General features: G+C 60.5%; 24 protein-coding genes and 4 pseudogenes. 14 read left to right on the top strand and 14 right to left on the bottom strand.

Annotated features, from left to right (window positions below; translation table 11 throughout):
* Positions 1-35: 35 nt before the first annotated feature.
* From CAF92_RS19645 to CAF92_RS19635, 3 genes are all read left to right on the top strand, one after another.
* Positions 36-1,286, top strand: a complete 1,251-nt coding sequence (locus CAF92_RS19645; RefSeq protein ID WP_046615859.1) for a lipoprotein-releasing ABC transporter permease subunit — start codon at positions 36-38, stop codon at positions 1,284-1,286.
* 7 nt (positions 1,287-1,293) lie between these two features.
* Positions 1,294-1,977, top strand: coding sequence for a lipoprotein-releasing ABC transporter ATP-binding protein LolD (lolD, locus tag CAF92_RS19640; protein WP_178081810.1), 684 nt, complete (start codon positions 1,294-1,296; stop codon positions 1,975-1,977).
* A 61-nt stretch (positions 1,978-2,038) separates the two neighbouring features.
* Positions 2,039-3,280, top strand: coding sequence for a lipoprotein-releasing ABC transporter permease subunit (locus CAF92_RS19635; protein WP_085601690.1), 1,242 nt, complete (start codon positions 2,039-2,041; stop codon positions 3,278-3,280).
* 121 nt (positions 3,281-3,401) lie between these two features.
* On the opposite strand, the gene CAF92_RS19630 is transcribed toward CAF92_RS19635, so the two are convergent.
* Positions 3,402-4,754 carry a heavy metal sensor histidine kinase gene (locus CAF92_RS19630; RefSeq protein ID WP_085601678.1) on the bottom strand — a complete coding sequence of 451 codons (1,353 nt, stop codon included), beginning with the start codon at positions 4,752-4,754 and terminating at the stop codon, positions 3,402-3,404.
* Positions 4,751-5,431, bottom strand: a complete 681-nt coding sequence (gene cinR, locus CAF92_RS19625) for a two-component system response regulator CinR (protein ID WP_085601677.1) — start codon at positions 5,429-5,431, stop codon at positions 4,751-4,753. Before cinR ends, CAF92_RS19630 begins: the two co-directional genes overlap by 4 nt.
* Positions 5,432-5,695: 264 nt before the next feature.
* On the opposite strand from cinR, the gene queF reads away from it, so the two are divergent.
* Positions 5,696-6,526, top strand: a complete 831-nt coding sequence (gene queF / locus CAF92_RS19620) for an NADPH-dependent 7-cyano-7-deazaguanine reductase QueF (RefSeq protein ID WP_085601676.1) — start codon at positions 5,696-5,698, stop codon at positions 6,524-6,526.
* Between the two features lie 148 nt (positions 6,527-6,674).
* Here queF and CAF92_RS19615 read toward each other — a convergent pair whose 3' ends face one another.
* Together CAF92_RS19615 and CAF92_RS19610 are read right to left on the bottom strand one after the other, a co-directional pair.
* Entirely contained in the window at positions 6,675-6,938 is a 264-nt protein-coding gene (locus tag CAF92_RS19615) for a DUF4404 family protein (RefSeq protein WP_039614141.1), read from the bottom strand.
* Positions 6,939-7,060: 122 nt separating this feature from the next.
* A complete protein-coding gene (locus tag CAF92_RS19610) occupies positions 7,061-7,624 on the bottom strand; it encodes a phosphonoacetaldehyde phosphonohydrolase-related protein (RefSeq protein ID WP_085601675.1) in 564 nt (187 codons plus the stop codon).
* 200 nt (positions 7,625-7,824) lie between these two features.
* Between CAF92_RS19610 and CAF92_RS19605 the strand changes: the two genes are divergently transcribed.
* Positions 7,825-8,532 carry a VacJ family lipoprotein gene (locus CAF92_RS19605; RefSeq protein ID WP_085601674.1) on the top strand — a complete coding sequence of 236 codons (708 nt, stop codon included), beginning with the start codon at positions 7,825-7,827 and terminating at the stop codon, positions 8,530-8,532.
* A 34-nt stretch (positions 8,533-8,566) separates the two neighbouring features.
* Here the strand turns inward: CAF92_RS19605 and CAF92_RS19600 are convergent, their stop codons facing one another.
* A complete protein-coding gene (locus CAF92_RS19600; protein WP_085601673.1) occupies positions 8,567-8,866 on the bottom strand; it encodes a PilZ domain-containing protein in 300 nt (99 codons plus the stop codon).
* A 270-nt stretch (positions 8,867-9,136) separates the two neighbouring features.
* Between CAF92_RS19600 and rssB the strand changes: the two genes are divergently transcribed.
* On the top strand, positions 9,137-10,321 hold the full coding sequence (gene rssB, locus CAF92_RS19595) for a two-component system response regulator RssB (protein WP_046615868.1): 1,185 nt from the start codon (positions 9,137-9,139) through the stop codon (positions 10,319-10,321).
* A complete protein-coding gene (gene rssC / locus CAF92_RS19590; RefSeq protein WP_013971741.1) occupies positions 10,318-10,800 on the top strand; it encodes an anti-sigma factor antagonist RssC in 483 nt (160 codons plus the stop codon). The genes rssB and rssC overlap by 4 nt, the downstream gene beginning before the upstream one ends.
* 140 nt (positions 10,801-10,940) lie before the next feature.
* Here the strand turns inward: rssC and CAF92_RS19585 are convergent, their stop codons facing one another.
* The 3 genes from CAF92_RS19585 to dusA form a co-directional block, all read right to left on the bottom strand.
* The gene (locus tag CAF92_RS19585) at positions 10,941-12,791 is read right to left on the bottom strand and encodes an alkaline phosphatase D family protein (protein WP_085601672.1); all 1,851 of its coding nucleotides are present in this window, start codon (positions 12,789-12,791) and stop codon (positions 10,941-10,943) included.
* A 220-nt stretch (positions 12,792-13,011) separates the two neighbouring features.
* Positions 13,012-13,938: a transaldolase gene (tal, locus tag CAF92_RS19580; protein ID WP_085601671.1), complete on the bottom strand. Its 927-nt coding sequence runs from the start codon at positions 13,936-13,938 to the stop codon at positions 13,012-13,014.
* A 347-nt stretch (positions 13,939-14,285) separates the two neighbouring features.
* Positions 14,286-15,296: a tRNA dihydrouridine(20/20a) synthase DusA gene (gene dusA / locus CAF92_RS19575; RefSeq protein WP_085601670.1), complete on the bottom strand. Its 1,011-nt coding sequence runs from the start codon at positions 15,294-15,296 to the stop codon at positions 14,286-14,288.
* Positions 15,297-15,390: 94 nt separating this feature from the next.
* Between dusA and CAF92_RS19570 the strand changes: the two are divergent.
* From CAF92_RS19570 to CAF92_RS19545, 6 genes and pseudogenes are all read left to right on the top strand, one after another.
* Positions 15,391-15,772, top strand: a pseudogene (locus tag CAF92_RS19570) (site-specific integrase); the annotation flags it as partial.
* Between the two features lie 5 nt (positions 15,773-15,777).
* Positions 15,778-16,346: pseudogene (locus tag CAF92_RS19565) on the top strand (DNA adenine methylase); the annotation flags it as partial.
* A gap of 183 nt (positions 16,347-16,529) precedes the next feature.
* Positions 16,530-17,288 (top strand): hypothetical protein, encoded by a 759-nt coding sequence (locus tag CAF92_RS27005; protein WP_143516166.1) that lies wholly within the window; start codon positions 16,530-16,532, stop codon positions 17,286-17,288.
* Positions 17,281-17,886 (top strand): hypothetical protein, encoded by a 606-nt coding sequence (locus tag CAF92_RS27000; RefSeq protein ID WP_143516164.1) that lies wholly within the window; start codon positions 17,281-17,283, stop codon positions 17,884-17,886. The genes CAF92_RS27005 and CAF92_RS27000 overlap by 8 nt, the downstream gene beginning before the upstream one ends.
* Positions 17,887-17,904: 18 nt before the next feature.
* Positions 17,905-18,387 (top strand): hypothetical protein, encoded by a 483-nt coding sequence (locus CAF92_RS19550; RefSeq protein WP_085601667.1) that lies wholly within the window; start codon positions 17,905-17,907, stop codon positions 18,385-18,387.
* Between the two features lie 233 nt (positions 18,388-18,620).
* A pseudogene (locus CAF92_RS19545) lies at positions 18,621-18,956 on the top strand (DUF4113 domain-containing protein); the annotation flags it as partial.
* A gap of 138 nt (positions 18,957-19,094) precedes the next feature.
* On the opposite strand, the gene CAF92_RS26995 reads toward CAF92_RS19545, so the two are convergent.
* The 3 genes from CAF92_RS26995 to CAF92_RS19535 form a co-directional block, all read right to left on the bottom strand.
* The gene (locus CAF92_RS26995) at positions 19,095-19,751 is read right to left on the bottom strand and encodes a hypothetical protein (RefSeq protein WP_143516162.1); all 657 of its coding nucleotides are present in this window, start codon (positions 19,749-19,751) and stop codon (positions 19,095-19,097) included.
* A gap of 832 nt (positions 19,752-20,583) precedes the next feature.
* Positions 20,584-21,453 (bottom strand): GyrI-like domain-containing protein, encoded by an 870-nt coding sequence (locus tag CAF92_RS19540; RefSeq protein ID WP_085601665.1) that lies wholly within the window; start codon positions 21,451-21,453, stop codon positions 20,584-20,586.
* Between the two features lie 79 nt (positions 21,454-21,532).
* Complete coding sequence (locus CAF92_RS19535; RefSeq protein WP_085601664.1) at positions 21,533-21,964, bottom strand: GFA family protein; 432 nt, start codon at positions 21,962-21,964, stop codon at positions 21,533-21,535.
* A gap of 210 nt (positions 21,965-22,174) precedes the next feature.
* Here CAF92_RS19535 and CAF92_RS19530 point away from each other — a divergent pair, with 210 nt between their 5' ends.
* Complete coding sequence (locus CAF92_RS19530) at positions 22,175-23,212, top strand: sterol desaturase family protein (RefSeq protein WP_085601663.1); 1,038 nt, start codon at positions 22,175-22,177, stop codon at positions 23,210-23,212.
* A 33-nt stretch (positions 23,213-23,245) separates the two neighbouring features.
* Here the strand turns inward: CAF92_RS19530 and CAF92_RS19525 are convergent.
* The 3 genes and pseudogenes from CAF92_RS19525 to CAF92_RS19515 form a co-directional block, all read right to left on the bottom strand.
* Positions 23,246-23,425, bottom strand: a pseudogene (locus tag CAF92_RS19525) (chitin deacetylase); the annotation flags it as partial.
* A 30-nt stretch (positions 23,426-23,455) separates the two neighbouring features.
* Positions 23,456-24,373, bottom strand: a complete 918-nt coding sequence (locus CAF92_RS19520; protein ID WP_085601662.1) for an amidohydrolase family protein — start codon at positions 24,371-24,373, stop codon at positions 23,456-23,458.
* A gap of 87 nt (positions 24,374-24,460) precedes the next feature.
* Positions 24,461-25,789, bottom strand: a complete 1,329-nt coding sequence (locus tag CAF92_RS19515) for an MFS transporter (protein WP_085601661.1) — start codon at positions 25,787-25,789, stop codon at positions 24,461-24,463.
* Between the last annotated feature and the right edge of the window lie 68 nt (positions 25,790-25,857).

Genomic DNA, 25,857 nt, shown 5'->3' with positions numbered 1-25,857 from the left:
CAAGGACGTTCCCTTTCATCCGAACAAGCCCCGACATGTTCAGACCTCTTTTCGCATTCATCGGCACGCGTTATACCCGTGCCAAACGTCGCAATCACTTCGTCTCGTTCATTTCCCTGACCTCGATGATCGGCCTCGCCCTGGGCGTGGTGGTGATGATCGTGGTGCTCTCGGTGATGAACGGTTTCGACCACGAGATGCGTACCCGCGTGTTGGGCATGATCCCCCATGCCACGCTGGAGAGCGGCCAGCCCATTGCCGACTGGCCGGCCCTTGCCCAACAAGTAAAGCAGAATCCGCAGGTGGTGGCGGTCGCGCCCTTCACCCAGATGCAGGGCCTGCTGACCCATGAAGGCAAGGTGCAGAAGGTGCTGCTCAACGGCATCGACCCGGCCCGCGAGCGCGAAGTGTCGATCATCGACAAGTTCGTCCTGCAAGGGCGCCTCGACCAGCTGGCGCCGGGCGAGTGGGGCATAATGATCGGCGACAAGGCCGCGGCCAAGCTGGGCGTGGGCATCGGCGACAAGCTCACCTTCGTCGCCCCCGAGGTCAGTGTGACCCCGGCCGGCATGTTCCCGCGCATGAAACGCTTCACCGTGGTCGGTACCTTCCATGTGGGCGCGGGCGAGATCGACGGCTACCTGGGCCTGACCAACATCAGCGACCTGTCCCGGCTGCATCGTTGGAAGCCCGACCAGGTCCAGGGCCTGCGCCTGAAGTTCGACGACCTGTTCCAGGCGCCACGGGTGGCCTGGGACATCGCCCAGCGCCTGGGTGAGCAAGAATTCTACAGCCGTGACTGGACCCGTACCCACGGCAACCTGTACCAGGCGATCCGCATGGAAAAGGCCATGATCGGCCTGCTGTTGCTGCTGATCGTGGCGGTGGCGGCGTTCAACATCATTTCCACCCTGGTGATGGTGGTCAACGACAAGCGTGGCGACATCGCCATCCTGCGTACCCTGGGCGCCACGCCCGGGCAGATCATGCTCATCTTCATGGTCCAGGGCACGGTTATCGGGGTGATCGGTACCCTGATCGGCGCCGTGGTCGGGATCGTCGCCGCGCTGAACGTGAGCGCGGTGATCGCCGGCATCGAGAAACTGATCGGGCACAAGTTCCTCAACGCCGATGTGTATTTCATCGATTACCTGCCGTCGCAGATCCAGGCCCAGGACGTGTACATGGTCTGTGGTGCGGCACTGGTCCTGAGTTTCTTCGCCACCCTGTACCCGGCCTGGCGTGCGGCCCGCACCCAGCCTGCAGAGGCGCTACGTTATGAGTGAGTCGCGCATGAGTGATAAAGCCGTTCTGAGTTGCCGCAACCTGGGCAAGTCCTACGACGAGGGCCCGGAATCGGTGCAGGTGCTGTCCGGGCTCAACCTCGAGCTGCACGCCGGTGAGCGGGTAGCCATCGTGGGCAGCTCCGGCTCGGGCAAGAGTACCTTGCTGAACCTGCTGGGCGGCCTCGACCGGCCGACCCAGGGCAGCGTCTGGCTGGCCGGGGAGGAGCTGTCGGCGCTGGGCGAGCGTGCCCGTGGCCTGTTGCGCAACCGCGAGCTGGGCTTTGTCTACCAGTTTCACCACCTGCTGCCGGAATTCACTGCCATCGAGAACGTGTGCATGCCGTTGCTGATCGGCCGCACGCCCATCCCAGAGGCCCGTGAGCGTGCCGAGGCGCTGCTCAAGCGCGTGGGCCTGTCCCACCGCTTCAACCACAAGCCGGCCGAGCTGTCCGGTGGTGAGCGCCAGCGGGTGGCAATTGCCCGGGCACTGGTCAACCGCCCCGGCCTGGTAATGCTCGACGAGCCGACCGGCAACCTCGACCACCACACCGCCCAGGGCATTCAGGAGTTGATGCAGGAATTGTCCAGCGCGTCGCGCACGGCATTCCTGGTGGTCACCCACGATCTCAACCTGGCGCGCCAGATGGACCGTGTATTGAAGCTCGACGACGGCCACCTGGTGGCGATCTGATCGACTGCACGGGGTGGCCGGTGCCGCCCCGTTTTCCTGTTTTCATTGGGTGATTTCGTACATGTTCAGACCCTTGCCCATCTTCATCGGTGCGCGCTACACCCGAGCCAAGCGCCGCAACCACTTCATCTCGTTCATCTCGATGACCTCGATGATCGGCCTGTCGCTGGGTGTGCTGGCGATGATCGTGGTGCTGTCGGTGATGAACGGCTTCCAGCGCGAAATGAGTTCGCGCATCCTCGGCCTGGTACCGCATGCCGCCATCCTCGGCGTGCAACCGCTGGACGATTGGCACAAGGTGGCCGACGCGGCCATGCGCGACCCGGCGGTGATGGCGGCGGCGCCGATTACCGAAATGGAAGGCATGCTGTCGTACAAGGGCGCGATGCAGCCGATCCAGGTGGGCGGTATCGACCCGGCCGAAGAGGGTAAGGTCTCGATCGTCGGCCAGCATATCGTCCAGGGCCGCCTGCAGGACCTGCAGCCGGGTGAGTTCGGCGTGGTCATCGGTGAGCTGACTGCGCGGCGCTTCCGCCTGAACACCGGCGACAAGCTGACGCTGATCGTGCCGGAAATCAGCAAGGAGCCGGGCGGTATCACACCGCGCATGCAGCGCCTGACCGTGGTCGGCATCTTCAAGGTCGGCGCCGAACTGGATGGCTCGCAGGCTTACATTCATGTGGCCGATGCTGGCGCCATGCAGCGCTGGGCGCCGGGCCAGGTGCAGGGCGTGCGCCTGAAGCTGCACGACCTGTATGCCGCGCCGCAGGTGTCCAAGGCCATCGCTGCCGGGCTGGGCGATGCCTACCGTGCCGATGACTGGTCGCACACCCAGGGCAGCCTGTTCAGCGCCATGAAGATGGAAAAGACCATGATCGGCCTGCTGCTGATGATGATCATCGCGGTGGCGGCGTTCAACATCATCGCCACCCTGGTGATGGTGGTGAACGACAAGGGGCCGGACATCGCCATCCTGCGCACCCTGGGCGCCACGCCGGCGCAGATCATGGGCACGTTCATGGTCCAGGGCAGCCTGATCGGCATTGTCGGGACGCTGATCGGTGGCGTACTGGGGGTAATTGCGGCGTTCAACGTCAGCCAGATCGTCGGTTGGCTGGAGCGGGTGAGCGGGCAGCACATCTTCACTTCGGATGTTTACTTCGTCAGCAGCTTGCCGTCGCAGCTGCAGTGGGGCGATGTGGCGATCATCTGCACTGCCGGGTTGGTGATGAGCTTCCTGGCGACCATTTACCCGGCTTATCGGGCATCGCAGGTGCAGCCGGCGATTGGCCTGGCAGTTTGAGTAACTGTTGAGGGCCTCATCGCCGGCAAGCCAGCTCCCACAGGATTGCATCAAGCCCAAGGCATGCGCTGTACCTGTGGGAGCTGGCTTGCCGGCGATGGGCTGCAAAGCAGCCCCGATGTCACCGGCCTTCAGTGAAATCGATCACGAATCGTGTCCAACCGTCCGCACACTCCGCCCTGATGTGCCCGCCATGGGCCTGCACGATCGACCGGGTAATCGCCAACCCCAACCCGGCATGCTCGCTACTGCCTTCCCGCCGCGCCGGGTCCACCCGGTAGAAGCGGTCGAACAGCCGCGGTAACGCCGCCGGCTCGATAGCCGCCCCGGTATTGGCCACACCAATCCTCGGCCCTGGCCCCAATGTCACCCGTATCTGCCCTCCCGCCGGGGTGAAGCGCAAGGCATTGTCCAGCAAGTTGGACAGCGCCCGGCGCAGCATATGCCGGTCGCCCTGCAGCAGCGCCTCACCCTCGCGCAGCATCTGCACGCCGCTGTCCTCTGCCAGCGGTGCGTAGTATTCAAGCAGCGCATCCACCTCCTCATGCAGCACCAGCGGTGCTTGCCCCGGCACCAGCAGGCCGTGGTCGGCCTTGGCCAGGAACAGCATGTCGTTGATCATCTGCGCCATCCATTGCAGCTCCTCGAGGTTGCCGTGCAGGGCTTCGCGGTACTCTTCGAGGCTGCGCGGGCGGGTGAGGGTGACCTGGGTGTGGGTCAGCAGGTTGGACAGCGGCGTGCGCAGCTCGTGGGCAATGTCGGCAGAGAACGCCGACAGGCGCTGAAAGGCATCGTCCAGGCGCTGCAGCATGGCGTTCATGGCCGTCGCCAGCTCGGCCAGCTCTTCGGGCATCTGTGCCACCGGCAGGCGGGTGGTGAGCGAGCGCGCCGATACGCTGGCAGCCACCTGGCCCATCTGCCGCAAAGGGCGCAACCCGCGGCGTGCTGCCCAGGCACCGAGCAGGGCCGTGGCCAGCGCCGACAGGCCCACTGTCAGCCAGATCAGCCGTTGCATGCCCTGCAGGAAGTGCTGGTGATGGGTGATGTCGAGGTACAGGGTCAGTTGTGGCGACTGCGGGGCGCCTTGCGCCAGGTGCACGGCCAGGCTGCGGTAGTCGGTGCCTTGCGCATGCAGGGTTGCCAGCCCGTCGGGCAGCGGTGTCCCGGGCAGGCCTGTGCGGCTTTCGAACCAGGTGGCGCCGTCACTGCCATTGATGCGCAGGGCCAGGTCGGCCTGGTGGCCCAGTTCATCGCGCAAGGCGGGCAGGCGCGCCTGCAGCTCGGCCGGGGTGGAGATGCCGGCCAACTGGGTGCGGAACAGCGACAGGCGCGAGTCCAGCAGTTGCTGGTCCAGTTCGACGAAGTGCTGCTCGCTGGCCCGGCTGAATATCAGGCCGGCACCGAGCGAGACAGCGGCGGTGCATGCGGCGAACAGCAGGGCCAGGCGGCTGCCGAGGGAGACCCGACGCATCACTCCGCGCGCTCTTCGAGTACATAGCCCATGCCGCGTACGGTATGGATCAGTTTGTTGGGGTGCGGGTCGTCGATCTTCAGGCGCAGGCGGCGGATCGCCACTTCGATCACATTGGTGTCGCTGTCGAAATTCATGTCCCACACCTGCGAGGCGATCAGCGATTTGGGCAGCACCTCGCCCTGGCGGCGCAGCAGCAGTTCAAGCAGGGCGAACTCCTTGGCGGTCAGGTCGATGCGCTGGCCGGCGCGCTCGGCGCGGCGGCGGATCAGGTCCAGGCGCAGGTCGGCCAGGCCCAGGGTCGTGTCCTGGTTGGGGCTGGTGCCCCGGCGCAGCAGGCTGCGCACCCGGGCCAGCAGTTCGGAGAAGGCGAACGGCTTGACCAGGTAATCATCGGCGCCCAGCTCCAGGCCGTGTACTCGGTCCTCCACGGCATCGCGAGCGGTGAGAAACAGCACCGGGGTGTCCAGGCCGGCCTGGCGCACGGCCTGGAGGATCTGCCAGCCGTCCCGGCCGGGCAGCATCACGTCGAGAATCAGCAGGTCGTGGTCGCCGGTCAGGGCGAGGAACTGGCCGGTCTCGCCATCGGTGGCCAGTTCGGTGGCGAAGCCAGCCTCGTTCAGGCCCTGGCTCAGGTACTGGCCGGTACGGGCCTGGTCTTCGACGATCAGCAGTTTCATTGGGTGAATTGACTCCAGCAAGCGGCGCAAAGCCCTGTGGGAGCGGGTTTGCCCGCGAAGAATTCAACACGGTGCATGGCACCGGCTTTGCCTGTGTTCGCGGGTGAACCCGCTCCTACTGGGGCTGGGTGATGCTGAGATGATACGTGACGATGCACCCGCTCGCCCCAAACTGACGAAGATGTAATCCCGCTGACTTGCGCTCCAAGGCGAGGTGCAAAACCGGTAGACTAGGGGCAATTTCGAACCTTCAGGTCAGTTTCCATGCATCCCGCTGCCGAACATTCCCCGCTGGGCAAGTCCAGCGAATACATTGCCACCTATTCCCCGGAGCTGCTGTTCCCGATCCCGCGTACCGCCAAGTGGGCCGAGCTGGGCGTTACTGCCCAGACCTTGCCGTGGCAGGGTGTGGATTACTGGAACTGCTTCGAGCTGAGCTGGCTGCTGCCTTCGGGCAAGCCGGTGGTGGCGATCGGCGAGTTTGCCATTCCCGCCGATTCGCCGAACATCATCGAGTCCAAGTCGTTCAAGCTGTACCTGAACTCGCTGAACCAGACGGTTTTCGCCTCGCCTGGCGAGCTGCAGGCGTGCCTGGAGAAAGACCTGTCCGCAGCCGCCGGCAAGCCGGTGGGCGTGAAAGTGCGCACCTTGGCCGAGGTCGAGGCCCAAGGCGTGGTGGCATTGCCGGGGCAGTGCATCGATGCGCTGGACGTTGCCATCAGCAACTACGAACAACCACAACCAGGGCTGCTGCGCTGCAACCCGGAGCAGCAGGTGGAAGAAACCCTGCACAGCCACCTGTTGAAGTCCAACTGCCCGGTCACCGGCCAGCCAGACTGGGGTAGCCTGGTGGTCGAGTACAAGGGCAGGGGGCTGGACCATGCCAGCCTGCTGACCTACCTGATCAGCTTCCGCCAGCATGCCGACTTCCACGAGCAGTGTGTGGAGCGGATCTATCTGGACTTGAAGAACCTGCTGCAGCCGGAGCATTTGACGGTGTATGCGCGCTACGTGCGCCGGGGTGGGCTGGATATCAACCCTTACCGCAGCACGGGGGCGATCAGCCCGGACAACAAGCGCCTGGTTCGGCAGTAAGGTTCGCAAGTACGCCGGGGGGGGCGCTTCGCGCCCCTATCGCGACACAAGGCTGCTCCTACAGGTACAGCGCAAGCCTCAAATCTTGCGCTGTACCTGTAGGAGCGGCCTTGTGTCGCGATAGGGCCGCAAAGCGGCCCCAGTATTTCTAGATCCCCATGCTGTGCAGCGAGTTGGCAATGCTGCGCAGGGTAGCGGTGAGGTCGGGGTGTTCGGCCTCGAAGCGTTCGATCGCCAGGTTCACGCCGTCCACCAGGTTGTTGTCTGGCGTGGCTTCCTCAAGCTTCAGTTGCGCCTCGATCTGGCGCGCTTCTTCGTGCAGCGCGGCCAGTTCCTCGTCCGACAGTGGCACGTTGCGGTCCAGTTGCTCGCGCAAGCTGTTCAGGCGCTCTTGCAATTCGCGGGCAGGCATTGGCAGTTCTCCATCAATGGCTTGGCAAGCCATGGACCTCAGCGAAGCGGCAAAGGTTCTGGCTTGTCTTCAGCGTAATCCACCTGCCGTTGCTTTGCATGATCCGCGTCAAGGGTGCTGTATCAGGGTTTTTCGCCCTTGCGCCGGCGTTGGGCAATGTCCTGCAGGCAGTTATCCAGCGCCTCCAGGTGGTCGATGACCGAGTGCACGCCCAGGCTGAACAGTTCCAGCGTCGCCTTGCCACGGGCCAAGTCCTGTTCCTGCGCCGTCATGGCTTGCCATTGCCGCGAGCTGCGGTCGCAGAACGGGCTGCAGGCGGCCAGCCCCACCGTCCACAGCCCCGCGTTCAGGCCAGACTGCAACAGGCGTGGGTCGCCGCTGACCAGCACGCAGCCGTCCAGGCGTTCGCTGTCCAGCGTCATCAGGGCTTGCCAGCAGGCATTTGGCGCCGGCCAGAGCACGCCGTTCACCGAATGCCCCGGCAGCCAGGCAGGCAGTACATGCGCAAGGCGCTTGCTCTGGGTGGCGTCGAGGTCGTCCAGCCAGATGCACGGCACCTGGCGCTGGCGCAGGCTGGCGAGGGTGGCCAGGGCGCCGGGTGCGGGCGAAGGGGCGCCATTGGCAGCTTGCACCAGGCAGCCGCGCAAGCCGAACAGCACAGCGGTGAAGGCGGGTGCAGCGTCCATGGCAACTTCCCTCAAATAGTCCGCAGACTATTCGGCGATTGTTACCGCCCTGTGACAGCAGGCGCCACGCAACAGTTGTTCACAAAATATTGAGCAGTGATGTGTAAAGCTGTTTATCAGCCCGCAAGCCTCTATACTGCCGCCGTACAGCAGCGCACCCGTTTGCGCTTGCGGCCGAGAAATTCGATGGAGAAACACCTATGCGTAGGATCGGTGCCAGTGTGATCGAACGAGTCACCCAGGCCTGTGTCTGCGCCAGCATGCTGCTGGCGCCCGTGGCAGCCGCCCAGGCCGCCACCGAGGAAGATCCCTGGGAAGCGGTCAACCGCCCGATCTTCCGTTTCAACGATACCCTCGACACCTATGCCCTCAAGCCATTGGCCAAGGGCTACCAGGCGGTCACCCCGCAGTTCCTCGAAGATGGCATCCACAACATCTTCCGCAACCTGGGTGACGTGACCAACCTGGCCAACGACTTGCTGCAGTTCAAGCCCCATGCGGCGGGGGTGGACACGGCGCGGCTGATCGTCAACACCACCTTCGGCCTGGGCGGCTTCTTCGACGTGGGTACCAAGATGGGCCTGCAGCGCAACGACGAGGACTTCGGCCAGACCCTCGGCTATTGGGGCGTGCCGAGCGGCCCGTACGTGGTCATCCCGCTGCTGGGCCCGAGCACCGTGCGTGACGGCGTGGCCAAGTACCCGGATACCTATACCGAACCCTACCGCTACATCGACCATGTACCGACGCGCAACTCGATCTTCGCCCTGGACATCATCGACACCCGCGCCGACCTGCTCTCGGCAGAGAAGCTGATCCAAGGCGACAAGTACATCTTCATTCGCAACGCCTACCTGCAGAACCGCGAGTTCAAGGTGAAGGATGGCGAAGTCGAAGACGACTTCTGACCCACGGATCTGGGGCTGCTTTGCAGCCCCTGATTCAGTGCATCGCCAGGATCCGCAACCCGAACTTCTGCTGCCCGCCAGGCTGGTCGGCAATCCACACCACTTCGGTGCTGGCGTGCAGCCCCTTCAGCGCCGGGTGGTCGGACTCGATCCGTACCTCGATATGGTCCCCCACATGGAAGCGCTGCGGTGCCTGCACCTGCATGCCGCCGCTGGACAGGTCCAGGCACACTGCCGCGATCACCTGGCCTGCGTGCAGCAGGCTGACCTCGGTGTCGATGCGCATGCGGATGAAATCGCGTTTCTCGTCATGACTGGAGGGCGTGTGGGGCATGCTGCATCCTTCCCATCGGGTTGCGCTGGTCGACTTTCTTATAACTCCCGGTGATTTGGCCTGTAAAGTGCGTCGAGGTGAACCTTTGCATGCTTGAAACGCCTGCCGGATGGGAGTACCGTCTGCGCCTTACAAGGTCCCTCTGACAGTTGCCGGGCAAGTGTTCTTGTCCTACAACTCAAGTAGAGTGTGACCACAAAGAATTCCCGTAGCTGGCCGTCTGCCTTGCCGACACCGCTGCACCAACCCAAATCGGCGCCGTTCGCCCACATGCAGAAAACCAGTGCAACGCTGCTGATCATCGATGACGACGACGTGGTCCGTGCAAGCCTCGCCGCCTATCTTGAAGACAGTGGCTTCAGCGTCCTCCAGGCCAGCAATGGCCAGCAGGGGCTTCAGGTCTTCGAAGAACACCAGCCCGACCTCGTGATCTGCGATCTGCGTATGCCGCAGATGGGTGGCCTCGAGCTGATCCGTCAGGTCAGCGAGCGTGCCCCGCAGTTGCCGGTGATCGTGGTGTCCGGTGCCGGCGTCATGAGTGATGCGGTGGAAGCGTTGCGCCTGGGCGCTGCCGACTACCTGATCAAGCCGCTGGAAGACTTGGCCGTGCTCGAGCATTCGGTGCGCCGCGCCCTCGACCGTTCGCGCCTGGTGCTGGAAAACCAGCGCTACCGCGACAAGCTTGAAGCTGCCAACCGCGAACTGGAAGCCAGCCTGCACCTGCTGCAGGAGGACCAGACCGCCGGTCGCCAGGTGCAGATGAACATGCTGCCGGAAAGCCCTTGGGTGGCCGGCGATTTCGCCTTCGAGCACCAGATCATCCCGTCGCTTTACCTGTCGGGTGATTTTGCCGATTACTTCCGGGTGGACGAACGGCGCATCGCTTTCTACCTCGCCGATGTCTCCGGGCATGGTGCGTCGTCAGCGTTCGTCACCGTGCTGCTGAAATTCATGACCACACGGCTGTTGTTCGAATTCAAGCGCGGCAGCAAGATGCGCGAGTTCAAACCCTCGCAGGTGCTCAGCCACATCAACCGCGGGCTGATCAACTGCAAGCTGGGCAAGCACGTGACCATGGTTGGCGGGGTGATCGACGAAGACACCGGTCTGTTGACCTACGCCGTTGGCGGCCATCTGCCGCTGCCGGTGCTGCACACCCCCGAGCACACCCGCTACCTGGAAGGCCGCGGCCTGCCGGTGGGGTTGTTCGACGAGGCCACCTACCAGGACCTGGTAGTGGAGCTGCCGCCGCAGTTCAGCCTCAGCTTGATGTCCGATGGCATTCTGGACCTTTTGCCGGGTGACACGCTCAAAGATAAAGAAACCGCCCTGCCGGAAATCGTCAGGGCAGCAGGTGGCAGCCTGGATGGGCTGCGCCAACGATTTGGATTGGCTACGCTTGGGGAGATGCCGGATGATATCGCCCTATTGGTGTTGAGCAGGAACCTTCAATGAGTACCGGTAGAATCCAGTTCGCCGAGCAGAGTGGTACCTTCGTCCTGAAATTCGTCGGTGAAGTGCGCCTGACCCTGTGTTCGGCGCTGGATGCGACGATCGAGAAGATTTTCACTGCGTTGAACTTCTCGGCGATTGTCATCGACCTGACCGAAACCGAGAGCATCGACAGTACCACCCTGGGCCTGCTGGCCAAGCTGTCGATCCTGTCGCGCCAGAAGGTGGGCCTGTTGCCGACCGTGGTCACCACCAACCCGGACATTTCCCGGTTGTTGCAGTCGATGGGCTTCGATCAGGTGTTCAACATCGTCGATCGACCGATCCCTTGCCCGGAATGCCTGACCGACCTGCCGTCCCAGGACCAGAATGAGGACGTGGTGCGCTCCAAGGTGCTGGAGGCGCACAAGATCCTCATGGGCTTGAACGACTCCAACCGCGAAGCCTTCCATGACCTGGTCAATGCGCTGGAGCGGACCTGATCTTCAGCCTGTACCGGCCTCTTCGCGGGTAAACCCGCTCCCACAGGTACTGCGTTGCATTCAGAACCTGTGTTGCCCTGGTGGGAGCGGGTTTACCCGCGAAGAGGCCGGCAAAGCCAACACAAGCATTACCTGCCTGATCACCCTCGCCGCGCAAACTCGGTAGCCTCACCCCCACCCGCATCCAGCTGATACACCCGCGCCGGCCGACCCTGTTCATCGAAGAACACCTGCCCCAACCCCGCGCCATTCCACAACCGTTCGCCAGCCTTGCTATGGCTGGGCGTACGCGGCACTACCTCCATTTCCCGCCGCTTGGTAAACCAGTTGAGCGGCGAGCGCGGTGCATACAGCCAGCGGTTGAGCCGGTCGAGCACATCCAGCAGGCGCCGCGGGAATTCGTTCTTGATCCCGCTGCTGGTCACCTGCCACAAGTGCGGGCTGCGCTGGCGGTGGCGAATCAGCACTTCATAGACGAACGAGTAATGCACGTCGCCGGACAGCACCACGTAGTGCCCCGGCGTGCGCGAGTGGCGGAAGATGTTGAGGATGACCTGTGCTGCACCGCGATGAGCCATCCAGTTTTCGGCATCCACCAGCAAAGGGTAACCCAGCCAGCTGAACAGCTTCTGCACTGTCTCGATCAACTTCACGCCAAAAATCGGCGCAGGCGACACGATGATCGCCGACGGGTGGTCCAGCAATGCTTGCTGCAGCTCGCTCAGCGCCTCCCAGTCCAGCAGGCCGGACGGCTTTGCCAGGCTGCTTTCGCTGCGCCAGCGGCGGGTGCGGGTGTCCAGCACCAGCAAGGGTGGGTTGGTGGGCAGGCTGAACTGCCAGCCCTGGAAGCGCAGCAGCGCGCCGATCAGCTCATCCTGGGTCTGGTTGTTCAACGCCTGGCATTGCTCGACCAGGGGCTTGCAGCCCTGCGGGTCGTTACCCCAGGCCTGGCACAGCAGGTAGCCGAGCAGGGCATTGCCGATGATCCGTCGCGAGAAGGGGTGGCCGTAGGCGGTTTCTTCCCACAGCGCCGAGAGGTTCCAGTCGTCGGTGATGTCGTGGTCGTCGAAGATCATCAGGCACGGCAGGTGGGCCATCACTCGCGCTACCTGGCCAAGGTTGTCGGCAAACGCCTGGATCAGCGGCAGTTCCTGGTGGTAACGGGCCTGGCGCGGGGCGGTAAGCCCGTCGGGCATGTCCAGGTTCACCAGCTGCCAGGGCACTGGTGACCACACCAGCAGGTACATGGCCATGACCTCGGCGAAGGTCACCAGGTGGTTGTCGGCGTTGCTGGACGAGAAGATCGGCTTGCGCTTGCCGCCGAAAAAGCGCTCGCGCAGGGTTTCATTGCGTTCCTGCGCCGGCAGCAGGTCGGCGCGGTGGTAATAGCAGGCCGGGTGCTGGTACAGCGCCTGGCTGTCGGGCACCACCGCGCCCTCCAGTTCCTCGTCGAACAGGCCCAGGCATGCAATCAGGCTGTGAATGGCGCGCAGCATCGGGCCGGCGACATCGTCGGCATAGACCTGGTCGCCGGTCATCAACAGCACGGCGGGCCGGTCCGCGGGGCTTTCGCAGGCCTGCAGCAGGCGGTCGGCGCAGAGCAGGCCATCGGCGGCCGGAAAATGCGGCTTGCGGCAGGAACCGTGCAGCAGGTGGTCGAGCCGATCGCGCAGCACCAGGTTTGGGCGCTGGGCACCGGAGTAGAGAAGGTGCGGCGCCCAGCCGGCGATGCCCTGGCCGTTGATGAGCAGGTCATAGTCGAGCAGCTGGTTGCAGGGCAGGGGGGGGGTGAAGTAGATGTCCAGCAGGTGGATGAAGGCGTGCTGGCCCACCGTGACTACCTGGCAATCGACCCGGGCCTCGCTTGCCGGAAAGATGAATTCGGGTTGCAGTGGTTGCGTGGCGACCAGCCAGATGGCCAGGCGCTGAGGTTCCAGGCGGCGCAGTACCGGGCCGGCGAGTACGAGGGGCAATGGGGTAGAGGAGGTCATCGACAGCTCTGAGGGCTAACCGGCCCTATCGCCGGCAAGCCAGCTCCCACAGGTACAGCGCGGATCTCGAAGGCTGTGCAGTAACTGTGGGAGCTGGCTTGCCGGCGATAGGGCCATTGAATTCAACAAACTGCTAAAGCCCGGCACTTGATGGGGGCCAGACGAAAAACGGGCGGAAAATGCTGAACACTTCCCGCCCGTCAGGCAATCTCGAAATGTGTCAGGCCTTTTCAGCCATCAACTTCTCCAGCTTCTCCTGGTCCCGCGCGAACTGGCGAATGCCTTCGGCCAGCTTCTCGGTACCCATGGCATCTTCGTTCATGGCCCAGCGGAACTGGCTTTCGTTCAGTTGTTGCTTGGGCTCGCCGGCATTGCCCGGCTTCAGCACTTGCGGCAGGTCGCCCTGATCATCGCTGAGCTGCTGCAGCAGCTCTGGGCTGATGGTCAGGCGGTCGCAGCCGGCCAGCTGCTCGATCTGGCCGATATTGCGGAAGCTGGCACCCATCACCACAGTGTTGTAGCCGTTGGCCTTGTAGTAGTTGTAGATGCGAGTGACCGACTGCACGCCCGGGTCTTCAGCGCCCACGTATTCCTTGCCGGTGCTCTTCTTGTACCAGTCGTAGATACGGCCAACGAACGGCGAAATCAGGAACACCCCCGCATCGGCGCAAGCCTGGGCCTGGGCGAAGGAGAACAGCAGGGTGAGGTTGGTCTGGATGCCTTCCTTCTCCAGCTTCTCGGCGGCGCGGATGCCTTCCCAGGTGGAGGCCAGCTTGATCAGCACGCGTTCGCGGCCAACACCGGCGGCTTCGTACAGCTCGATCAGCTTGCGCGCCTTGGCCAGCAGGGCGGGTTCGTCGAACGACAGGCGGGCATCCACCTCGGTGGAGATACGCCCCGGGATGACCCTGAGAATGCCCGAACCCACGGCCACCGCGAACTTGTCGCAGGCCAGGTCGACATTACCCTTGGCATCGGCCTTTACCTGCTTGAGCAGCTCGGCGTAACCCGGGATGGCCGCAGCCTTGAGCAGCAGCGACGGGTTGGTGGTGGCATCGACCGGTTTCAGGCGGGTGATGGCGTCCAGGTCCCCGGTGTCGGCGACCACGGTGGTGAACTGCTTGAGTTGTTCCAGCTTGGAGGTCATGGGCGTGCTCTGTCCTGTGCAATGACTCGACATTACCCGAGCCCCGACGGCCACTCAAGGGCCCGCGAAGCGCGGTGCGAAAGGTGAAGCTTCGAGTCGCAAGCGGCCCCGAGGTTCCGCATCTGATTGCAAGGGCCACTGTGGATGCAACCGGCTTACACAAAATCCGGAAGTTTGCCCGATCCCGGTGGGAGCGGGTTTACCCGCGAACACCGGCGAAGCCGGTGCCATGCACCGCGCTGCCTTCTTCGCGGGTAAACCCGCTCCCACAGAATCTGCATATGTCTGAACCCCGGCAGCATGCTGCGGGAGGGCTGGCTTGCCGGCGAGTACGCCCGCCGGCTGAATCACCGCCCCTGCAACAATTCCACCGCCTGGTCGAACACCGCCAACGGCTCTGCCGCCTTGTGAATATCCGCCGACAGCAGCTGGCGGAAGCGCCGCGCGCCTTTGAACCCTTGCGCCAGCCCCAGAATATGCCGGGTAACGTGATGCATCGCGCCACCACTTTCCATGTGCGCGACAATATAAGGCCGCAACTGCGCCAGCGCCTCGCTGCGGCTGACCACCGCCGCCTCGCTGCCGAACAGCTGCTGGTCCACCTCGGCCAGCAGGTAAGGGTTGTGGTACGCCTCACGCCCCAGCATCACGCCATCGAAGGTTTCAAGGTGTGCCTGGCACTCGGCCAGGGTCTTGATCCCGCCGTTGAGTACGATCTCCAGGTCCGGGAAGTCCGCCTTCAACTGCGCTGCCACGTCATAGCGCAGCGGCGGAATCTCACGGTTCTCTTTCGGCGACAGCCCTTCCAGGATCGCGATGCGCGCGTGCACGGTAAAGCTCCGGCAGCCTGCCTCGCGCACTTGGCCGACGAAGTCGCACAGCTCGGCGTAGCTGTCGCGGCCATTGATGCCGATGCGGTGCTTGACCGTCACCGGGGTCGACACCGCATCGCGCATGGCTTTCACGCAATCGGCCACCAGCGTCGGGTGGGCCATCAGGCAGGCACCGATCATGTTGTTCTGCACCCGGTCACTCGGGCAGCCGACGTTGAGGTTGACCTCGTCGTAGCCAGCCTCCTCGGCCAGGCGGGCGCAGGCGGCCAGGTCGGCCGGCACACTGCCGCCCAGTTGCAGGGCCAGCGGGTGCTCGGAGGCGTCGTAACGTAGGAAACGGTCGGCGTCGTTGTGCAGCAGGGCACCGGTGGTGACCATTTCGGTGTAGAGCAAGGTGTTTTTGGAAAGCAGGCGCAGGAAGAACCGGCAGTGGCGGTCTGTCCAGTCCATCATGGGCGCAACGCTGAACCGGCGTGACGGCTCAGGGCGCGTGGTTTGTGGCTTTGAGGCTGATTCTAGGGGCATTCTGGTCTACGCATTTTTGTGCCGTTTTTGGGCGTTTTTGGTGTGACAGTGGTGCGATGTACCACCGCCAATCACGCTTGTACCACCGAAAATCATGGCAACGATCAGAGCAAGGAAAAAGGCCGATGGGACGGTCAGCTACACCGTCCAGATCCGCCTCAAGAAAAAGGGTGTCATAGTTTACCAAGAAGCCCAGACATTCGCGCGCAAGCAGGCTGCTCAAGCCTGGGCGAAGCGACGGGAGACCGAATTGGCGGTACTTGGTGCGATCGAGCGGGCCAGCCCGCAAGGGGCACACGGTCAAGGAGATGATCGAGCGCTACCTGATCGAGGCGGAGAAAGCCCGGCCTCTCGGTGAAACCAAGCGGCTTACACTCAATGCCATCAAGGAGAGCTACTTGGGGGAGAAGATCGACTCGGACATCAGCCAGCAGGTCATGGTGGATTATGCACTTTGGCGCATGGGACCCGAGGGTGCCACTTCAAGTGGGCACTCAGCTCTCGGCAGATCTTCGAGTGGCAGAAGATGACGCGCCCTGAAACCCTGACCGATATCCAGCGAGCGGCGCGGTTCTTCTACCTCCAGCAGCACGCCTTCGGCGGTAAGGTCACTGGGCAGACGTTCGGTACCGCGCGACCACTGGACCGGCAATCAACTTGTTACGTATCGAGGAGAACCTATCCGCGGCATGGCAGCGCCTTGCCGGCACCTACGTCGAGAACCTGTGTTGGCTCGACTGTGCTGAACGCTACGATCGAGCACACACATTTTTCTACATGGCCCCCCCGTACTTGCAGACCACTGGCTACGGCGTGGACTTCCCCTTCGAGGAGTACGAGCGCATGGCCGACTTCATGCGCCGGTGCAAGGGCAAGGTGATGGTCAGCATCAACGATCACCCGGACATCAGGCGCGTCTTTGACGGCTTCCACTTCGAGTATCTGGATATCCGCTATAGCAACACGAACCAGCGTCAGGGCAGGGCGGAGGTAACAGGTGAACTGGCGATCACCAACTGGGAGCCGGCATTGCTGGGTGGGTTGTTCTAAAAAAACAACTCGTTTTGGCGCAGTACTGACGGTTTGCCCGCTCGCTGCAGGATCAGGCACAGGTATCACCAGTCTTGAAGATGGCTAACCGTTTCCCCTGTCACCTGACCGTCGAGCGGCGCACTACACTTCCACTATGCTGGTGACTGGGGTTTATGGTATATAAGGCGAATTTGATGGCAAATGGACATGCTGAACGGAGGATGTATTGTGGGTCAGGAAACTAAACTAAAGTATCAGATTTGCATTTTTGGAGATTTTTCAAAGTACGGCGCTACTGAGGATAATTTGCGGAAATGCTTTGAGGGCTTTTTTAAGTTTCAAATGCTTCCAAATCAGATTCAAGAGTTTAATCCAGGTGTAGGTGAGACTCAAAATAGAATATCCCTGCAGTCAATTGGAACTGGTATTGCAGTTAATATTCTTAGTGATCGTGTGGATATTGTTGCTGTGCCATTGCCTGGGAGTCCGGCGTCTAAGATTACAATGGATCAATTCACTCAGGCTGCTCTGCCAGTTGCTGAAGAGTTGATAAAAATCTTCCCGGCCGCAGTTAATAGAGTAGGTGTGGTACAGGAGAGCTTTTTGTCGCCGTTGCCAGTTGACCAGTTGGGTGCTGTGCGTGATAAGTTCTTGGGGGAGAAGCTTCCGTTCGCACGGGGGCTACCAACCAATGAGTGGAATATTCGTGATGTTGTTCTGGCGGAGGTGGTTGGGATTCCTTCCAATCTCATCTATGCCTTGGCGCGTGTTAAAGCTCAGATAGGCGATAATCGAGGCCTTCAAGAGCAAGAGTCACACCACTTGATGCTAGATATTAATACGTCGCCAGTGCATGGCGTAATGCTTCGGGATTTTTCAATAATTCGAACTTTCGTGGAGCAAGCACTCGTGGCTATGAATAACATGAGATCTGACGTTTTGGGGCGGATCTATGGCTAACACATCTGTATCTATTTCTGGTTCTGATGTGCTTCCTCAGTCGATGCCGTTGGTTGTTATTGAAAGTAGCGCCTCGCTGGCTGGGATTGAAAAAAGCAAAAGCAGTACCACTACTCTTCCGGAGTCAGCGCAGCCCATTGTAAAGTTTTCCTCTGGAAAATCTGACACCAATCAGAGGAAGCAAGTAGTTGCGTCTCCTGATAAAGAAAAGTTCAAGAAAGGCTTTCGTGACTGTCTCATGTCTGATCACTCTGAATACGGGGTGAAATCTATGGCTGAGATATATGTCGAGAGCTGGATGAATAGAGGGGGCGTTCAAGTGCAGTTGTGGTTGAGTGAGATTTATCTCGAGAACCAGACGAATCCTGACGCTCTTATGGCACTTTTGAAGGTGGTAATGCATGTTGATCCGATTGAATTTACCCCAACCAATCGGATGATAGCTACCTCCTCATTGTCTCATGAGTCGCTCGAAATAAGAGAGTGCGCAGTGAGGTGCTATGAATATTGGGAGCGACCTGAGTTCTATGTCGATTTGGCCACTAGGCCTCTCGAGCCGGAGTGGTTGCAAGAGTACAAGAACTCGTTCATATCTTAATCGCTTGGAAGCGCTGCCATGACGTTAATGGTTCGTATGGTTAACAAGGCAAAGTGGAATATGAGTTTTGATCCTGCTAATGCGGATGCGATTACTCTCTGTCTAAAAACAAAAAATAATACGCTGTCGTTTTGGATGGTTGAATCTGAGAAGACCGTTGACGAAGGTGTGCTAGCAATTGCTTCGGCAAACCAGAATCTCGACTCTCTCGACATTGTAGTTATTGACTCTGGTGAGTTCGAGGCTCATGAGATAAAGATAATCGAGACAGAGGGTAAGACAGCTTGTGCGGATCTAGTAAGTAGTCATAGGGATCTAGCAGAGCTTGACGTTCGGGATTTGGAAGCCGTCTCGAATGTGATTGCTAAAAAAATGCGAGAAAATAAAGTTGTTCGTTACAATATGAGTCGTATCAGGGATTTGATCGAGGACGCAATTCGCGCAAAGCGAATTGATCCTGAGAAGCTTCATGAGGGTATACGGAAGAAACTTACCATTTAGCGTCCGTTTTTCGACAGTAAGGCCTTTCTCGTGATGCTGATTGGCCTTTTCTTTGCTCATATTCTTCAGGTTTTTCATCTGGCTGGATCTTGGGGTGTTCCCTTAAACGGAGTTGGCAATGCCTATAAGGCAAGCGTATGCATATGGATAGGCGGGATGGGTTTAGGGCAAATTTAGGGCGGAAATGGGGCCGAGTTAGGACGCAATAAGACACCACAGTCACGGCTGCTACTTTGGTGGGGCTACCGTACCCCACCAACGATACGTTGCTGCTCACCAGGGAGGCTACCGAGTCGGTCGAGCAGGCCTTCCGGCCAGGGGGCCGGTACAGCAAGGCAGAGGTATTGCTCATGGATCTCCGGCATCCAGGCGAGTTCACCGATGACCTGTTCGCGGTAACGCAGCCGATGGCTTGTGACTGGCTGATGTCGGTTCTAAACGAGATCAATGGTAAGTACGGCCGGGGGCGAAGCGTTCGGCCAGCGTCCCCCCCTGATTGGGGGATGCGCCGCGAGATGATGAGCCGCTCCTATACAACCCGGATCGATCAACTGTGGCGGGTGCGTTGAAAATTTAGCATAGAACGTGTTGACCGGCAGCCCGGCCTTTTATACCTAACGCCCTTAATGTTCTCACGTTCTTGCGCGGCTATTCTTCATTGTAGATGAGGGTGGTTTTTGCTGAGTTTGGGTATTGTACAGTCCGCATTAGCGGCTCGACTTTAGAGATTGCGCGGGAGTCTTTTTTTGTTTTTCTTGGATTATGGTAAGTACCTTTTCTGCTAAAGATAAAAAGTTTGGGAGGAATGCCGGGCTTAGGCGTACCGATTGAAATGAGACGTGGTGCGCAAGTGCTGGGAGTGACGTCTGTGAAGGGTCGAACACCAATAGAGTTTTGGCGGTCTCGAATGGGTTTTCGTCTAAGTGGGCAATCCACTTGTCGCGCATATGCTTTACTGATACATGAGTCTTGATTTCCTGCTCGTTTAGATGCTCTTTTATGTGCAGTAGATATAGGTTGTCTTTACCGCGTAGCAATGACGAGGTGGTGATCTTGGAGTGCGTGACTACAGATGAGTTAATCAGGCTGCCGACAACTAGGCTTGTTGGGTTGTCATAGGTTAATTCACACGACTGCTGGGTGTTATCATCTCCAAGCAGAGCTATCGCAAGTTGCAATGTTGGGATTAACTGTTTTTCGAAGTCCTTTATCACTAACTGATTTAGGTTGCAAGTGATGGCGCGCTCATCTGTTAGTTCAAGAAGAGGGCATTTAGTATTCTTGTAAATGAAGCTGACTTCACTGGATCCGTTGGCTAACGTGTTTTTATGTGTATTTATGTCTAGTGGGTGTAAGCTGTTCATATATTTCATCCATGTGGTGTTTTTGCAGATGCCTGTCACTATCCATCTGTACGAGATCCCAACCCATGATTTAGGCTGGGCAAGTGTCACGATCTTTGATTTGCTTGGCATAGCCTCGATTGCGCAAGGCTTTCGGAACTGCGTATCCGACGCCAGCGACGGGTGCCTTTCACAAAGCCGTTCCTGACGTAGCTGACGAAGGATTGGTCCTTGCTGCGCTCAGGATTGAGGCGAACATACGTGAGCCGAATCGTCTCGGGGGCCGCTACAGAGATCTCGGTAGCCCCGCACAGGGCCTGGCGACAGATCTCTGTCATCTAGCGCTTTTTGGAAAGAAACCATTCCGTTGTGGGGATCTGATATGTCCATGTTCTGGCCTTGGGCTGGGTGGAAGGCAGCTATCTAGCACAGACTTAGCCCCCTTACCCAGTATTCGCGAGGTAGCGTACAGCGAATGACTTGAGATCAGATGGTACAAAAATGGTACGGGAAGTGCGTGAGTCGCCTGGAGGTATCGTGTTTAAAGGCTTTAAAAAAGACTATGCCCAGTCCATCATAGGCGCAACGCTGAAGCGACGGGAAGGCTCAGAGCGCGTGGTTGCTGGGTTAGAGCCTGTGTTTGTGGTCATATCGTTCAACGTGTCTTGTACCAAATTCAGCAGTTTCGAGGGTGTTTGCAGCAAACCGAGAAGCTCGACGTAGCAAAAGTCGGCGGCAGGAGATCGGTGATTGCCAGGGCAGGCGGCTAGTTTACCAAGAGAGCTGGCTATCCGTCTGGACTCGATCCATGCGCAGCCCAGCAGCCTCCTACCCAGATTAGCCACCAGCCGACCTACTTGAGTGGCACGTAGATATCCGTTTGCCAGTGCTCCAGCGGCGTTTCCGGATACACGCTCAAATAGTGAAAGAACAGCGGATGATCCCGCAGTTCCTCATTGCTCGAAGGCAACCAGTCCCGATAAAGCGGATAAATGGTTTCGCCAATGTAGTCAGGCGACCCGGTATGGCGGATCACGGCGCAGCGGCCCGCTGGGATGACGCGTTCGTGCACGCCGAAATCATTGGGCTGCACAGCTTCGTCTATCTCGCCACACACGGCGAAGCGAAAGGCGTGCGCCGGGGTGGTGTCGGGGTTGTCGTAGGGGATGCCGAAGGTTCGGCTGCTGGCCGCCGGTGACTGGCTGCTCTGAATGCGCCATTGGCGAAAACGCGCAACGCTTTCACTGACCAGGCCGGGCGCCCCTTGGTGTTCGAGCGCGGCCACATGGGTTTCGGCGAAATCCACGATGCGGATCTGCATGGTGATACTCCTTGAAAGATGAGGAACAACGAAAACCGCACTCCAGGCCTGCCAGTTCGGGGCCTTGGCGAATACGCTCGGCGCCATGCCAAACGCACGCTTGAAAGCCCTGGAAAAGGCTTCGGGGCTTTCAAAGCCGGCGCCGAAAGCTGCTTCCAGTACGGAGATGGCCGGCGAGGCGACCAGTTGATGCGCCGCGCGTCGCAGCCTCATCAGTTGCACATACCGTGATACCGGAATGCCGATGTATGCCGTGAATTGCCGATGAAAGTGAAAGGCCGAGAAATTGGCGATGCGGCTCAGGGCATTTACCGACAGGTCCCCTTCGAGGTGGCTGTCGATATAGGCAAGCACGGCTTCGAACCGTTTTGCGTAGGTTGGGTTGTGCTGTGAGTCAGTCAACGAACGGAATCTCCGGAAGGTGCGGTGAGCGCTAGCATCCGTTGTTCAGACATGGAGGTGCCTAGCCGTGATTGCTCTATCAAGGATTGTCTTGACCGTGCTGTGGATGGCTTGGCGTTGCCAATGTGTGCAGGTGAGGGCAGTACCAGGGGGCAGCAAAATCGACATGAACGTGTTTCTGCTTCTTGGGCAGGAACGGGGTATCAAGTGTGCCCAGTGCTATCGAAACCCAGTCGGCAAAGTCGCCTTGGGAACGTGACCAGAACAAAGTCGAGCCGCACTCGGCGCAAAACTCGCGCACTACCGTCGGCGAAGAGGCAAAGGCTTTGATGCTGCAGGTGCCGCGGAGGATTCGCAGCCTGCTGCGTGGAACGCTGCCATAGGAGGCGAAGGCTGCCCCGTGGCTTTTGCGGCACTGGCTGCAATGGCAATGACTGACTGCCTTGGGAGGGGTCAGTAGCAGGTAACTGACCGCTGCGCACAAGCAGCTTCCTTCGTATGTTTCGATCACTGGCGCTTCCGTGCAGGTGGAAAGCGCCAGCGTAACTGCCCTCGCATGATCAGTCGACTGGGGGCAGCGGGTAGTTCACCCCTCGGACCTTGTCTGCAAGGTGGTACTGCCTGTGTCGGTCGAGGGTACCGGGCGCTTGCATAAAACCGCTTGAGTAAATAAAACTGATTTACAATTGCACCCCCCGTTTTTTGCCGAGGCTGACGTTTCGTGGATGCCCTGCCGCTTTTCTCTGAGCACCTGACCGATTGGGTGATCACGCCCGTTACCGAGCAGTTTCTCGGCATTTTCAATATGAACGGCCGTTTCGGGGTCTTGTTTCTTTGCATCTCCTATGGCGCAGCCTACGGCCTGTTCCGTTTCAGGAAGCGGCGCGGCCTGAGCGACGCCCAGTCGTTCTGGCAATTCATCGGCGGCGCCCGGGTACATCTGCATCCCTCGGCGCTGCTGGACTACCGCTACTACTTCGTGCGGGCCATCCTCAAGATTGCGCTGGTGCTGCCCGTCGTCCAACTGGTCGACCCCTACATCCTGCGCTCCGGCGATTACCTGGCCTTTTTCAACAACCTCTGGGGCGCGCGCCCGCGCCTGGGCGAAAACCTCGCACTGTCCTTGCTCTACGGGTTGGGGGTGTTCCTGCTCAAGGACTTCATCCATTACTGGGCGCACCGGGCCTTTCACTCCCGCTGGCTCTGGGCCTTTCACAAGGTCCACCATTCGGCGCCCGTGCTGGTACCGGCGACGGCGAGCCGGGTGCATTTCGTGGAAAAGATCGTCGAGAAACTTAGCACCGGCATTTGCATCGGCCTCTACGCCGGATGCTTCTGGTACCTCTGCGGCGGTGAAGTCAGCCGCTACACCCTGTTCGGCGTGACCTACCTGGTATTCATCTTCAACAGCCTGGCGGCCAACCTGCGGCACAGCCATGTCTGGCTGTCTTTCGGCCCGCAACTGGAACATGTGTTCAACAGCCCGGCCCAGCACCAGATCCATCACAGCGACGCCCCGCGCCATTTCAACCGTAACTTCGGCACCAACCTGTCCCTCTGGGACTGGATGTTCGGCACGCTCTATGTCACTACATCAACGCCCGAAAACATCCGCTTCGGCACCAACGAGCAGGACCACCAGCGTTACCTGACGGTCTATAGCCTGATCGTCACGCCCTTTGTCGAAACCGGCCGCAAGGTCCTGGTGAAGTGCCAGCGCAAGGCTGTGCTCGGCGCGTCCGGCAGGGCGGGTCGTTAGCTGATCCCGTGTTTGTTGCGAACGACTGACCGCTCAGGCGGGGAACTGGGCTATCCAGTGCCTGGCAATCTCTTCGCGCCGGCAGACCCACACCCCGTCGTGGCCCTGCACGTAATCGAGAAAGCGCGCCAGCGCCATCGCACGACCAGGATGGCCACTGATCCGCCCATGCAGGCCCACGCTCATCATCTTCGGGTGGTGCGCGCCCTTCCGATGCGGCCGACTTTTCGGTTTGGCAGGTGATCAGAAGTCGTAGAGCTGGGTGGGGTTGTCGCGCAAGATCAGGGCCTGGGTTTGCTCCTTTGGTGCCCAGCGCATCAGCAGGTCAAGGACCTGCGCATCGTCGGGTTTCTGCTCGGCGGCAAGCGTCGGGTGCGGCCAGTCGCTACCCCATAGCATGCGATCAGGGCGATGGCTGACCAGTGCAGTGGCGACTCGGCCGACGTCCTCGAACAGCGGTGCTCCGATTTTCGAGCGAAGATAAGGTGCCGACAGCTTGATCCATGCCCGGTCGGTGTCCAGCAGCCGCACCAGTGCGGCGAAAGCTGGCGACTTCAGCGCTTCTGGCTGTGGTACATGGCCCATGTGGTCGATAACGATCTTGCCTGGCAAGGCCAGCAGGCGCGGGGCAACCTCGGGCAGCAGCGGCCCGGTAGCGACCTGTACGTTCCAGCCCAGTTCGCCGACCCGCGCGGCCAGGCTTTCCAGCCCATCGAGCGCCTGGCTGCCGACGCTCAGGTTGAAGCGGATACCACGCACTCCTGCCTGGTGCAGTTCGGCAAGTTCTGTGTCGGTAATCCCATTGGACACAACCGCCACACCCCGGGCATCGCCTCGGCTGCGCAACAAGCCATCGAGCATCACCCGGTTATCGGTGCCGTAGGTCGATGGCGTGACGATGACCATGCGGCGGATGCCCAGGCGCTGCTGCAGTTTGCGGTAATCCTCCAGCGAGGCATCCGCCGGCAGCAGGGTAGCGCCGGGTGCGGCCGGGATACGGCTGTCGTAGAGGTGCATGTGGCAGTCGATGCTGCCTGCGGGCGGCGTCAGGCGCGGGTGCGCATCGCCCTTGCTGAAGGGCACGTCGGCCATGGCGCCCATGGAGGCGACAGCACCCAGTGCACCGGTGGCCTGCAAGAATTGACGACGAGACAACGTCATGGATATTCCTCGTTTCTTGTTGTTGTGAAATGACGATGCCCACGTTCCTGAGGCAGGAAGTGGGCATCGAAGTACGGCTTTTGCGGCTTATTTCGCGCTGAGGGCGCTGGCTGCCTCAGCTTGCTCGCGCTGGCGCTTGCGGCCGATCACCAGTACCGCGACCCCGGCCACGGTGCACAGCGCGGCCAACGGCATCAGCGCCAGGGAGTAGCTGCCGGTGGCATCGTGAATGGCGCCGTAGGCATTGACCATGATGCCTCCGCCAATCAGGTTGGCCATGGCGCCCACGGCTGCCAGCCCCGCAGCAGCAGTCGAGGAAGACAGCCAACCCGACACCAGCGCCCAGAACGGCCCTTTCATCGAGTAGGCGCCCACCAGGACCATGGTCAGCATCATCACCGTTGCCGGCAGGGACGAGGTGAACAAGGTCATCAACAGGCCCGCCGCGATCAGCAGCATGGTCATCGCCGTGTGCCAGCGACGCTCGCCGCTGCGGTCGGAGCTGCGACCCCAGATGATCATCAGCACAGAGGCAACACCGTAAGGGATGGCATTCACCAGGCCGATTTCCATCGAGCTCAGGCCGAATGTCTTCAGCAGTTGCGGGGCCCACACGCTCATGGTGCTGCCTGCAGCTGAAGCGCCCGAGTAGATCAGGGCCAGCACCCAGATGTCTTTGTGGCGCAGCAGCTTCCACAGCGAAATATGGCCGATGGCGGTCTTTTTCGAGGCTTCATCAGCCAGGCGCTTGGTGAGCCAGCCGCGCTGCTCGTCATTCAGCCACTTGGCCTGCTCGGGGCGGTCGGTAAGCACGAACAGGCAGGCGATGCCCAGCAGTACGGCAGGAATGCCTTCGAGAATGAACAGCCAGTGCCAGCCACGCATGCCCATCCAGCCATCCAGGTTCAGCAGCAGGCCCGACAGTGGCGAACCAATGAAGTTGGCGGCAGGGATCGCCACCATGAACAGCGCCACCATGCGCGCGCGGTAGGCAGACGGCAGCCAGTAGGTGAGGTACAGCAGCACGCCCGGGAAGAAACCGGCCTCGGCAGCACCCAGCAAAAAGCGCATCACGTACAGTGAATTGGCACCCTGAACGAACGCCGTGCCTGCCGAGATCAGGCCCCAGGTGATCATGATGCGGGCTATCCAGATGCGTGCCCCGTAGCGTTGCATGGCCAGGTTGCTGGGCACTTCGACCAGGAAGTAGGCAAAGAAGAACAGGCTGCTGGCGAAGCCGAACACCTTGGCCGTGAGCTGCAGGTCCTCGTTCATCTGCAGGGAAGCCATGCCGATGTTGCCGCGATCGATGATCGCGATCAGGTAGCAGACGATCAGAAAGGGCAGCAGTCGCCAGGCGATGCGGCGCATGGTGCTGCGTTCGAGTTCATCCGGCAGCGATGTTGCTGAAGTCATGGTGCTCTCCAATTGTTTTTTTTCTGGAGTGACGCGTGTGAACGTGCCCCGCTCACGAGAGGCACGCG

Origin of the sequence: Pseudomonas sp. B10(2017) (assembly GCF_002113295.1) — a bacterium.
GTDB lineage: Bacteria > Pseudomonadota > Gammaproteobacteria > Pseudomonadales > Pseudomonadaceae > Aquipseudomonas > Aquipseudomonas pudica.
Note: the sequence above shows the minus strand (reverse complement) of the source record. Positions and strands in the feature narration are given on the sequence as shown.